2 protein-coding genes, 4 tRNA genes and 5 rRNA genes are annotated in these 13,224 nt (G+C 42.0%); all 11 read right to left on the reverse strand.

Features of this window, described 5'->3' with window-relative positions:
- Positions 1 to 2,363 (reverse strand): 23S ribosomal RNA (locus ACOQN8_RS00170); the annotation flags it as partial.
- 164 nt (positions 2,364 to 2,527) lie between these two features.
- Positions 2,528 to 2,601 (reverse strand) — tRNA-Ala (locus ACOQN8_RS00175).
- A gap of 96 nt (positions 2,602 to 2,697) precedes the next feature.
- Positions 2,698 to 2,771: transfer RNA gene (locus tag ACOQN8_RS00180), tRNA-Ile, on the reverse strand.
- A gap of 78 nt (positions 2,772 to 2,849) precedes the next feature.
- A 16S ribosomal RNA gene (locus tag ACOQN8_RS00185) occupies positions 2,850 to 4,373 on the reverse strand.
- 1,007 nt (positions 4,374 to 5,380) lie between these two features.
- A 5S ribosomal RNA gene (rrf, locus tag ACOQN8_RS00190) occupies positions 5,381 to 5,489 on the reverse strand.
- 100 nt (positions 5,490 to 5,589) lie between these two features.
- Positions 5,590 to 8,466: ribosomal RNA gene (locus ACOQN8_RS00195) — 23S ribosomal RNA — on the reverse strand.
- Positions 8,467 to 8,629: 163 nt separating this feature from the next.
- Positions 8,630 to 8,703 (reverse strand) — tRNA-Ala (locus ACOQN8_RS00200).
- A 96-nt stretch (positions 8,704 to 8,799) separates the two neighbouring features.
- Positions 8,800 to 8,873: transfer RNA gene (locus tag ACOQN8_RS00205), tRNA-Ile, on the reverse strand.
- Between the two features lie 78 nt (positions 8,874 to 8,951).
- Positions 8,952 to 10,475: ribosomal RNA gene (locus ACOQN8_RS00210) — 16S ribosomal RNA — on the reverse strand.
- Between the two features lie 610 nt (positions 10,476 to 11,085).
- On the reverse strand, positions 11,086 to 11,820 hold the full coding sequence (locus ACOQN8_RS00215; RefSeq protein ID WP_420551167.1) for a DUF4294 domain-containing protein: 735 nt from the start codon (positions 11,818 to 11,820) through the stop codon (positions 11,086 to 11,088).
- Between the two features lie 105 nt (positions 11,821 to 11,925).
- Positions 11,926 to 13,179: a cysteate-C-fatty acyltransferase gene (gene capB, locus ACOQN8_RS00220; RefSeq protein ID WP_272151745.1), complete on the reverse strand. Its 1,254-nt coding sequence runs from the start codon at positions 13,177 to 13,179 to the stop codon at positions 11,926 to 11,928.
- Positions 13,180 to 13,224 lie beyond the last annotated feature (45 nt).

Genomic DNA, 13,224 nt, shown 5'->3' on the forward strand with positions numbered 1-13,224 from the left:
ACCTGATCGACCTGTATGTCTCTCAGTCAAGCTCCCTTATGCCATTGCACTCTACGCACGGTTACCAAACGTGCTGAGGGAACCTTTAGAAGCCTCCGTTACTCTTTTGGAGGCGACCACCCCAGTCAAACTACCCACCACGCACTGTTCTCATTGCTGAGTTAGGCTCTAGATAAGCAAAGGGTGGTATTTCAAGGACGACTCCACAACGCCTAGCGACGCCGCTTCAATGTCTCCCACCTATCCTACACATTACTTATCCAAAGTCAATACGAAGCTATAGTAAAGGTTCACGGGGTCTTTTCGTCCCGCTGCGGGTAATCGGCATCTTCACCGATACTACAATTTCACCGAGCTCATGGCTGAGACAGTGTCCAGATCGTTGCACCATTCGTGCAGGTCGGAACTTACCCGACAAGGAATTTCGCTACCTTAGGACCGTTATAGTTACGGCCGCCGTTTACTGGGGCTTCATTTCAGATCTTCGCCGAAGCTAAACCCTCCACTTAACCTTCCAGCACCGGGCAGGTGTCAGGCCTTATACATCATCTTTCAATTTAGCAAAGCCCTGTGTTTTTGATAAACAGTCGCCTGGACCTTTTCACTGCGGCCCCACAGAGTGGGGCGACCCTTCTCCCGAAGTTACGGGTCGATTTTGCCTAGTTCCTTAGCCATGAATCTCTCGAGCACCTTAGAATTCTCATCCCAACTACCTGTGTCGGTTTACGGTACGGGTTCTTATAATCTGAAGCTTAGAGGTTTTTCTTGGAAGCCCTTAGGCACACTATCAACGCATCCGAAGACTTGTTGTACTATCACACTTCAGCTAAAGCTGCGGATTTGCCTACAGCTCTAATACCTAAATGTTTCAACGAACTATTCCGTCAGTTCGCGGTGCTTTCATCACTCCGTCACCCCATCGCAATTATAAGAAGTACAGGAATATTAACCTGTTGTCCATCGACTACTCCCTTCGGATTCGCCTTAGGTCCCGACTAACCCTCAGCTGATTAGCATCGCTGAGGAAACCTTAGTCTTTCGGTGAGGGGGTTTCTCGCCCCCTTTATCGTTACTTATGCCTACATTTTCTTTTCTATCCGCTCCAGCATACCTCACAGTACACCTTCGGCGCAAATAGAATGCTCCCCTACCACTTATATATAAATATAAATCCATAGCTTCGGTAATATGTTTATGCCCGATTATTATCCATGCAAAACCGCTCGACTAGTGAGCTGTTACGCACTCTTTAAATGAATGGCTGCTTCCAAGCCAACATCCTAGCTGTCTAAGCAGTTTCACCTCGTTAGTTCAACTTAACATATATTTGGGGACCTTAGCTGATGGTCTGGGTTCTTTCCCTCTCGGACATGGACCTTAGCACCCATGCCCTCACTGCTGAGAAACATTTTATAGCATTCGGAGTTTGTCAGGAATTGGTAGGCGGTGAAGCCCCCGCATCCAATCAGTAGCTCTACCTCTATAAAACTTTTACTCAACGCTGCACCTAAATGCATTTCGGGGAGTACGAGCTATTTCCGAGTTTGATTGGCCTTTCACCCCTACCCACAGGTCATCCAAAGACTTTTCAACGTCAACTGGTTCGGTCCTCCACTGTGTGTTACCACAGCTTCAACCTGCCCATGGGTAGATCACTCGGTTTCGCGTCTACTACTACTAACTAATCTCGCCCTATTCAGACTCGCTTTCGCTTCGGCTCCGGACCTTAAATCCTTAACCTTGCTAGCAACAGTAACTCGTAGGCTCATTATGCAAAAGGCACGCCGTCACACAGTAAATGTGCTCCGACCGCTTGTAGGCGTACGGTTTCAGGTTCTCTTTCACTCCCTTACTTAGGGTTCTTTTCACCTTTCCCTCACGGTACTAGTTCACTATCGGTCTTTCAGGAGTATTTAGCCTTACCGGATGGTCCCGGTGGATTCATACAGGATTACACGTGTCCCGCACTACTCAGGGTACTGCTATATCCTCTTCGCTTACCTATACGAGACTATCACTCTCTTTGGTTCGTCTTTCCAAACGATTCTAGTTCACTTAGATTCTAATGTCGCAGCCCTACAACCCCAATACTGCCGTAACAGCATTGGTTTGGGCTAATCCGCGTTCGCTCGCCACTACTAACGGAATCACTATTGTTTTCTCTTCCTCTGGTTACTTAGATGTTTCAGTTCACCAGGTTTGCCCCCTTACGGGTAACATGTCTTCAACATGCTGGGTTGCCCCATTCGGAAATCTACGGATCATAAAATATGTGCTTCTCCCCGTAGCTTATCGCAGCTTATCGCGTCCTTCATCGCCTCTGAAAGCCTAGGCATCCGCCATACGCCCTTATTTAGCTTATTGTACTTTTTGCTCTAGAATTACTTCTAGAACGAGCTCTTTATAATTTGTTTTTATAAAAAATATTCTTGTTAAATATTTAAATTTAACTTCTCTATCTTGATTCTTTACGATATCATTCTACCAATATGTCAATGAACGTTTTCAGATTATAAAAACCTGATTGTGGAGAATACCGGAGTCGAACCGGTGACCTCTTGCGTGCAAGGCAAGCGCTCTAGCCAGCTGAGCTAATCCCCCATAGTCTTTTAGGCATGAGTTCTTAGTCGTGAGTTATTAGTTGTAACAACCCATACTTCTCAACTTCTAAAATTTCCTTCACTAAGGGTCTTATTGTAGTCTCGGGCAGACTCGAACTGCCGACCTCTACATTATCAGTGTAGCGCTCTAACCAGCTGAGCTACGAGACTATAAGATCTTAGTCTAATATTTTAAAATTAACAGCAAAGAGTAAAATAATTCATTTGTAACTCACCATCTTTCTCTAGAAAGGAGGTGTTCCAGCCGCACCTTCCGGTACGGCTACCTTGTTACGACTTAGCCCTAGTTACCAGTTTTACCCTAGGCCGCTCCTCTCGGTAACGAACTTCAGGCACCCCCAGCTTCCATGGCTTGACGGGCGGTGTGTACAAGGCCCGGGAACGTATTCACCGGATCATGGCTGATATCCGATTACTAGCGATTCCAGCTTCACGGAGTCGAGTTGCAGACTCCGATCCGAACTGTGATATGGTTTATAGATTCGCTCCTATTCGCATAGTGGCTGCTCATTGTCCATACCATTGTAGCACGTGTGTAGCCCAGGACGTAAGGGCCGTGATGATTTGACGTCATCCCCACCTTCCTCGCGGTTTGCACCGGCAGTCTCGCTAGAGTCCTCAGCTTGACCTGTTAGCAACTAACGATAGGGGTTGCGCTCGTTATAGGACTTAACCTGACACCTCACGGCACGAGCTGACGACAACCATGCAGCACCTTGTAAAGTGTCCGAAGAAAAATCTATCTCTAGACCTGTCACTCTACATTTAAGCCCTGGTAAGGTTCCTCGCGTATCATCGAATTAAACCACATGCTCCACCGCTTGTGCGGGCCCCCGTCAATTCCTTTGAGTTTCAATCTTGCGATCGTACTCCCCAGGTGGGACACTTATCACTTTCGCTTAGTCACTGAAGTAAACCCCAACAACTAGTGTCCATCGTTTACGGCGTGGACTACCAGGGTATCTAATCCTGTTCGCTCCCCACGCTTTCGTCCATGAGCGTCAGTATATACGTAGTAGACTGCCTTCGCAATCGGTATTCTAAGTAATATCTATGCATTTCACCGCTACACTACTTATTCTATCTACTTCCGTATAACTCAAGTCAACCAGTATCAAAGGCAGTTCCATAGTTAAGCTATGGGATTTCACCTCTGACTTAATTGACCGCCTGCGGACCCTTTAAACCCAATGATTCCGGATAACGCTTGCACCCTCCGTATTACCGCGGCTGCTGGCACGGAGTTAGCCGGTGCTTATTCTTACAGTACCGTCAAGGCCGTACACGTACGACTGTTTCTTCCTGTATAAAAGCAGTTTACAACCCATAGGGCAGTCTTCCTGCACGCGGCATGGCTGGTTCAGAGTTGCCTCCATTGACCAATATTCCTCACTGCTGCCTCCCGTAGGAGTCTGGTCCGTGTCTCAGTACCAGTGTGGGGGATAATCCTCTCAGACCCCCTACCTATCGTTGCCATGGTAAGCCGTTACCTTACCATCTAGCTAATAGGACGCATAGTCATCTTGTACCCATAAATGTTTAATTAGATAGCGATGCCGCTTCCCAATATTATGGAGTATTAATCTTCATTTCTAAAGGCTATCCTCCTGTACAAGGCAGATTCTATACGCGTTACGCACCCGTTCGCCGGTCGTCAGCAAAAAAGCAAGCTTTTTCCTGTTACCCCTCGACTTGCATGTGTTAAGCCTGCCGCTAGCGTTCATCCTGAGCCAGGATCAAACTCTTCATTGTATAATCTTTAATATTATGAATGAATAAGTTTCAAAAGAATTTTATCTAACGAAGTTAGACATGTTATTCTACTCTTTGTTTTACGCTGTCAATTTCAATATTTTCAATGAACTTTGTTAACCTCTATATTTAGTCTTCTCAACCAAAATATCAATTAACTCTCTTGTAGAAATACTAGACTCGAACTAGTTGATTTTTTTTATCTAAATCATTCCAAAATTTCTTTGATCGTGTCGCTTTATTTAAGCGGTTGCAAATTTACAAACCTTTTTAAAACTGACAAACTTTTTTGAAAGTTTTTTTTTAATTTGTTTTTGCTAAAATTTTAATGAACTGTCGCCTCTAAAACGGACTGCAAAGATAGCATCTTTATTTTGTAATAAACAAGAATAATTTAACTTATTTTTTACTCTCTTTTAACAACTCTCTACCGCCTATTTTAATGAACTTTTGCTATCTTTCAAACTATCGTTTTTCCGTTAGCGGGTGCAAATATAGAACCCTTTTTTAACATAACAACTATCCTTTTTAATCTTTTTTTGAATTATTTTTTACATCACCTATCTATCAATAAGTTACATCTGAAAGTTTTTTATCGCAAGGGTTGGTTTAACTAATTCCTGTATGATTTATAATGTTTACCCTCCATAAATAACTACTCATATACCGCTAACCGAAGCTCTTTCCTATTGTAAAATAGAAAGTACTACATGCTCTTATTTTATTATTCTACGATAATTTTACCTAAGCAAAAAAATATGATAAGTAAACTAATTATTCATCATTAAGAAAAGACTTCCTTAAACGCCAATTAGAGACACTTTATAATCCGTATTCTATTTATTCTATAACAAAGGCTATAATATTATCATAAACTCTCTTACATCATTAGCATCATTATCTTTTATACCATAGGAAATAATCTAATACTCTTATCAATTATATCGTTATTTAGATTTAGAGCAAAAAAAAACCTCAATCTTATAGTATAAGATTGAGGTTAAAAAGAAAGGCAACGACCTACTCTCCCACCATCGGCAGTACCATCGGCGCTAATGGGCTTAACTTCTCTGTTCGGAATGGTAAGAGGTGAGCCCCATTGCAATAATCACCTTAAATCGTTTCAGTGTATTTCAACTGTAAAAGTTAACATATTAGTAAAATCATATCATAAATTATCAAAGAGTTGCGCTTCCCTCCGTAGAGGGAAGACGATATACATAAGCCTATGGGTTATTAGTACTACTCGGCTATGACATTACTGCCTTTACACCTGTAGCCTATCAACGTTGTAATCTCCAACGACCCTTTAAAGAAATCTCATCTTGTGGTGGGTTTCGCGCTTATATGCTTTCAGCGCTTATCCCTTCCGAACGTAGCTACTCTGCAGTGCTCCTGGCGGAACAACAGATACACCAGAGGTTCGTCCAACTCGGTCCTCTCGTACTAAAGTCAGATCCACTCAAATTTCTAACGCCCACAGCAGATAGAGACCGAACTGTCTCACGACGTTCTGAACCCAGCTCGCGTGCCACTTTAATGGGCGAACAGCCCAACCCTTGGGACCTTCTCCAGCCCCAGGATGTGACGAGCCGACATCGAGGTGCCAAACCCCCCCGTCGATGTGAGCTCTTGGGGGAGATCAGCCTGTTATCCCCGGAGTACCTTTTATCCTTTGAGCGATGGCCCTTCCATGCGGAACCACCGGATCACTATGCTCTACTTTCGTACCTGATCGACCTGTATGTCTCTCAGTCAAGCTCCCTTATGCCATTGCACTCTACGCACGGTTACCAAACGTGCTGAGGGAACCTTTAGAAGCCTCCGTTACTCTTTTGGAGGCGACCACCCCAGTCAAACTACCCACCACGCACTGTTCTCATTGCTGAGTTAGGCTCTAGATAAGCAAAGGGTGGTATTTCAAGGACGACTCCACAACGCCTAGCGACGCCGCTTCAATGTCTCCCACCTATCCTACACATTACTTATCCAAAGTCAATACGAAGCTATAGTAAAGGTTCACGGGGTCTTTTCGTCCCGCTGCGGGTAATCGGCATCTTCACCGATACTACAATTTCACCGAGCTCATGGCTGAGACAGTGTCCAGATCGTTGCACCATTCGTGCAGGTCGGAACTTACCCGACAAGGAATTTCGCTACCTTAGGACCGTTATAGTTACGGCCGCCGTTTACTGGGGCTTCATTTCAGATCTTCGCCGAAGCTAAACCCTCCACTTAACCTTCCAGCACCGGGCAGGTGTCAGGCCTTATACATCATCTTTCAATTTAGCAAAGCCCTGTGTTTTTGATAAACAGTCGCCTGGACCTTTTCACTGCGGCCCCACAGAGTGGGGCGACCCTTCTCCCGAAGTTACGGGTCGATTTTGCCTAGTTCCTTAGCCATGAATCTCTCGAGCACCTTAGAATTCTCATCCCAACTACCTGTGTCGGTTTACGGTACGGGTTCTTATAATCTGAAGCTTAGAGGTTTTTCTTGGAAGCCCTTAGGCACACTATCAACGCATCCGAAGACTTGTTGTACTATCACACTTCAGCTAAAGCTGCGGATTTGCCTACAGCTCTAATACCTAAATGTTTCAACGAACTATTCCGTCAGTTCGCGGTGCTTTCATCACTCCGTCACCCCATCGCAATTATAAGAAGTACAGGAATATTAACCTGTTGTCCATCGACTACTCCCTTCGGATTCGCCTTAGGTCCCGACTAACCCTCAGCTGATTAGCATCGCTGAGGAAACCTTAGTCTTTCGGTGAGGGGGTTTCTCGCCCCCTTTATCGTTACTTATGCCTACATTTTCTTTTCTATCCGCTCCAGCATACCTCACAGTACACCTTCGGCGCAAATAGAATGCTCCCCTACCACTTATATATAAATATAAATCCATAGCTTCGGTAATATGTTTATGCCCGATTATTATCCATGCAAAACCGCTCGACTAGTGAGCTGTTACGCACTCTTTAAATGAATGGCTGCTTCCAAGCCAACATCCTAGCTGTCTAAGCAGTTTCACCTCGTTAGTTCAACTTAACATATATTTGGGGACCTTAGCTGATGGTCTGGGTTCTTTCCCTCTCGGACATGGACCTTAGCACCCATGCCCTCACTGCTGAGAAACATTTTATAGCATTCGGAGTTTGTCAGGAATTGGTAGGCGGTGAAGCCCCCGCATCCAATCAGTAGCTCTACCTCTATAAAACTTTTACTCAACGCTGCACCTAAATGCATTTCGGGGAGTACGAGCTATTTCCGAGTTTGATTGGCCTTTCACCCCTACCCACAGGTCATCCAAAGACTTTTCAACGTCAACTGGTTCGGTCCTCCACTGTGTGTTACCACAGCTTCAACCTGCCCATGGGTAGATCACTCGGTTTCGCGTCTACTACTACTAACTAATCTCGCCCTATTCAGACTCGCTTTCGCTTCGGCTCCGGACCTTAAATCCTTAACCTTGCTAGCAACAGTAACTCGTAGGCTCATTATGCAAAAGGCACGCCGTCACACAGTAAATGTGCTCCGACCGCTTGTAGGCGTACGGTTTCAGGTTCTCTTTCACTCCCTTACTTAGGGTTCTTTTCACCTTTCCCTCACGGTACTAGTTCACTATCGGTCTTTCAGGAGTATTTAGCCTTACCGGATGGTCCCGGTGGATTCATACAGGATTACACGTGTCCCGCACTACTCAGGGTACTGCTATATCCTCTTCGCTTACCTATACGAGACTATCACTCTCTTTGGTTCGTCTTTCCAAACGATTCTAGTTCACTTAGATTCTAATGTCGCAGCCCTACAACCCCAATACTGCCGTAACAGCATTGGTTTGGGCTAATCCGCGTTCGCTCGCCACTACTAACGGAATCACTATTGTTTTCTCTTCCTCTGGTTACTTAGATGTTTCAGTTCACCAGGTTTGCCCCCTTACGGGTAACATGTCTTCAACATGCTGGGTTGCCCCATTCGGAAATCTACGGATCATAAAATATGTGCTTCTCCCCGTAGCTTATCGCAGCTTATCGCGTCCTTCATCGCCTCTGAAAGCCTAGGCATCCGCCATACGCCCTTATTTAGCTTATTGTACTTTTTGCTCTAGAATTACTTCTAGAACGAGCTCTTTATAATTTGTTTTTATAAAAAATATTCTTGTTAAATATTTAAATTTAACTTCTCTATCTTGATTCTTTACGATATCATTCTACCAATATGTCAATGAACGTTTTCAGATTATAAAAACCTGATTGTGGAGAATACCGGAGTCGAACCGGTGACCTCTTGCGTGCAAGGCAAGCGCTCTAGCCAGCTGAGCTAATCCCCCATAGTCTTTTAGGCATGAGTTCTTAGTCGTGAGTTATTAGTTGTAACAACCCATACTTCTCAACTTCTAAAATTTCCTTCACTAAGGGTCTTATTGTAGTCTCGGGCAGACTCGAACTGCCGACCTCTACATTATCAGTGTAGCGCTCTAACCAGCTGAGCTACGAGACTATAAGATCTTAGTCTAATATTTTAAAATTAACAGCAAAGAGTAAAATAATTCATTTGTAACTCACCATCTTTCTCTAGAAAGGAGGTGTTCCAGCCGCACCTTCCGGTACGGCTACCTTGTTACGACTTAGCCCTAGTTACCAGTTTTACCCTAGGCCGCTCCTCTCGGTAACGAACTTCAGGCACCCCCAGCTTCCATGGCTTGACGGGCGGTGTGTACAAGGCCCGGGAACGTATTCACCGGATCATGGCTGATATCCGATTACTAGCGATTCCAGCTTCACGGAGTCGAGTTGCAGACTCCGATCCGAACTGTGATATGGTTTATAGATTCGCTCCTATTCGCATAGTGGCTGCTCATTGTCCATACCATTGTAGCACGTGTGTAGCCCAGGACGTAAGGGCCGTGATGATTTGACGTCATCCCCACCTTCCTCGCGGTTTGCACCGGCAGTCTCGCTAGAGTCCTCAGCTTGACCTGTTAGCAACTAACGATAGGGGTTGCGCTCGTTATAGGACTTAACCTGACACCTCACGGCACGAGCTGACGACAACCATGCAGCACCTTGTAAAGTGTCCGAAGAAAAATCTATCTCTAGACCTGTCACTCTACATTTAAGCCCTGGTAAGGTTCCTCGCGTATCATCGAATTAAACCACATGCTCCACCGCTTGTGCGGGCCCCCGTCAATTCCTTTGAGTTTCAATCTTGCGATCGTACTCCCCAGGTGGGACACTTATCACTTTCGCTTAGTCACTGAAGTAAACCCCAACAACTAGTGTCCATCGTTTACGGCGTGGACTACCAGGGTATCTAATCCTGTTCGCTCCCCACGCTTTCGTCCATGAGCGTCAGTATATACGTAGTAGACTGCCTTCGCAATCGGTATTCTAAGTAATATCTATGCATTTCACCGCTACACTACTTATTCTATCTACTTCCGTATAACTCAAGTCAACCAGTATCAAAGGCAGTTCCATAGTTAAGCTATGGGATTTCACCTCTGACTTAATTGACCGCCTGCGGACCCTTTAAACCCAATGATTCCGGATAACGCTTGCACCCTCCGTATTACCGCGGCTGCTGGCACGGAGTTAGCCGGTGCTTATTCTTACAGTACCGTCAAGGCCGTACACGTACGACTGTTTCTTCCTGTATAAAAGCAGTTTACAACCCATAGGGCAGTCTTCCTGCACGCGGCATGGCTGGTTCAGAGTTGCCTCCATTGACCAATATTCCTCACTGCTGCCTCCCGTAGGAGTCTGGTCCGTGTCTCAGTACCAGTGTGGGGGATAATCCTCTCAGACCCCCTACCTATCGTTGCCATGGTAAGCCGTTACCTTACCATCTAGCTAATAGGACGCATAGTCATCTTGTACCCATAAATGTTTAATTAGATAGCGATGCCGCTTCCCAATATTATGGAGTATTAATCTTCATTTCTAAAGGCTATCCTCCTGTACAAGGCAGATTCTATACGCGTTACGCACCCGTTCGCCGGTCGTCAGCAAAAAAGCAAGCTTTTTCCTGTTACCCCTCGACTTGCATGTGTTAAGCCTGCCGCTAGCGTTCATCCTGAGCCAGGATCAAACTCTTCATTGTATAATCTTTAATATTATGAATGAATAAGTTTCAAAAGAATTTTATCTAACGAAGTTAGACATGTTATTCTACTCTTTGTTTTACGCTGTCAATTTCAATATTTTCAATGAACTTTGTTAACCTCTATATTTAGTCTTCTCAACCAAAATATCAATTAACTCTCTTGTAGAAATACTAGACTCGAACTAGTTGATTTTTTTTATCTAAATCATTCCAAAATTTCTTTGATCGTGTCGCTTTATTTAAGCGGTTGCAAATTTACAAACCTTTTTAAAACTGACAAACTTTTTTGAAAGTTTTTTTTTAATTTGTTTTTGCTATAATTTTAATGAACTATCGTCTCTAAAACGGACTGCAAAGATAGCATCTTTATTTCGTAATAAACAAGAATAATTTAACTTATTTTTTACGCTCTTTTAACACTGCTCTACCGCCTATTTTAATGAACTTTTACTAACTTTATAACTTGTCGTTTTTTCGTTAGCGGGTGCAAATATAGAACCCTTTTTTAACATAACAACTATCTTTTTTAATCTTTTTTTGAATTATTTATTACATCACCTATCTATCAATAAGTTACATCCTAAAGTTTTTTGTCGCAAGAATTGATTTATCTCTTTTTAGGCTTCTTTTTTTTCTTTTTCTTCTTCATCATTGCAAACATCTTAATATACTCTTCTACATCTACTTTTCCTTTTCTATTTATTACAATTGATTTATAATCTTTTTCCAATTTAGGCTTTTGATATTCTATTTTCTCATCTATTAAAGCTCTTTGTATTATATCTTCTATTAAATAATCTTCGTTTTCACTTTCTGGTTTATATTCCGACTTCAATGATAGTTTAAATAAATTTGCTGTTGCATTATACCAAAAAGCTTTCCATCCACTTCTTAATTCCTTTACATTATTAAATGCTGTTTTTCCTGATTGTCTATGAATTAGTTTCAACAATAACCTTCCTTCTGTTCTTGTTAGCTTCTTTAATGGTTTGGTTAATTCCTCTTCCAAATATTTTTGCACTCTTTTAACATATCGTCTTTTTTTACTTTTAGATTTTATTCTTGAAAGTCGAGCATTTACACTATCTATTCTTTTAGCTGCTAATACTGCATATGGATATGCTTTAAAAACTTTTCTTCTGAACCAATAATAATAATGAACATCTGACTGTTTTTTAAATTTATGCTTTGGCAGAACGGAAACTTCGTTTAAAGTAATCATTAAACTATCTCCATCCTTTATTAAAAAATATTCATCATTAAAATTTGGCAATGTATCTTTTATTTGCCCTTTCATAACTCCGGCAAGTAATATTATACATATATATATGAGCTTTTTCATTATTTTTTTACACATTAAATAAGGAAATCAAATTTAATTAGTTTCTTTTAAAACAAAAAAACTCATGAAATGTTTCATGAGTTTTTCTTTTTTATTTTTTTTCGACTATTCTGCCATAATAGCTTCTGCTATTCTTTTATAAGTTCCGTTTTCTAACTTCTCTCTTATTGCTGAAAATGCTTCGATTGTTTCATCTACATCTTCTTGTGTGTGTCTAGCCGTTGGAATTAATCTTAATATTATTAACCCTCTTGGTATTACCGGATACACTACTATTGAACAAAACACTCCATGGTTTTCACGCAAATCTTGCACCATTGCCATTGCCTCTGGGATTTCTCCTTTCAAATACACTGGTGTTATACATGTTTGTGTTGTTCCTAAATCGAAACCTGCATTTCTTAAACCTGACTGTAACGCATTAGTGATTTTCCACAGATTTTCTTTTAACTCTGGCATAGTACGGATCATATCCAAACGCTTTAACGCTCCTTTTACCATTGGCATTGGTAAAGATTTAGCAAACATTTGTGATCTCATATTATATTGCAAGTATTGTACTACATCTTTATCTCCAGCAAAAAATGCTCCTATACCAGCCATAGACTTTGCAAATGTTGCAAAATATACATCTATTCCGTCTTGAACTCCTTGTTCAAACCCTGTTCCTCTTCCTCCTTCTCCTAAGGTTCCGAATCCATGTGCATCATCTACTAATAACCTAAAATTATATTTTTCTTTTAGTGCTACTATTTCTGCTAATCTTCCTTGTTCTCCTCGCATACCAAAAACTCCTTCAGAAACTAACAAGATTCCTCCTCCTGTTTTTTCTGCCATTTTTGTAGCTCTTTTTAAGTTTTTCTCACAGCTCTCAATGTCATTATGACGATATACAAATCTTTTTCCTGCATGTAATCTAACTCCATCTATTATACATGCATGTGTATCCATGTCATATACGATAATATCATCTTTTCCAACTAAAGCATCTATTGCTGAAACCATTCCTTGGTATCCAAAATTCACTAAATACGATGCTTCTTTTCCTACAAACTCTGCGCACTCTTGCTCTAATTGCTCGTGATACTTTGTATGTCCAGACATCATTCTAGCTCCCATTGGATATGCCATTCCATCAGTTGCAGCTGACTCTCCGTCTACTTTTAATACTTCTGGATGATTTGCTAAACCTAAATAATCATTAATACTCCAAGTAACTACTTTTTTTCCATTGAAAGACATTCTATTTGATATTGGTCCTTCTAATTTAGGAAACACATAATATCCTTCTGCTTTATCTGCCCATTTTCCTAAAGGTCCTTTATCGTCTTTTATTCTTTCAAATAAATCTTTTACCATTATTACTTTTGATTTTTTATAGACTGCGAAAATAGTTCTTTTTTA

Source organism: Tenacibaculum aiptasiae, assembly GCF_965221665.1.
Lineage (GTDB): Bacteria > Bacteroidota > Bacteroidia > Flavobacteriales > Flavobacteriaceae > Polaribacter > Polaribacter aiptasiae.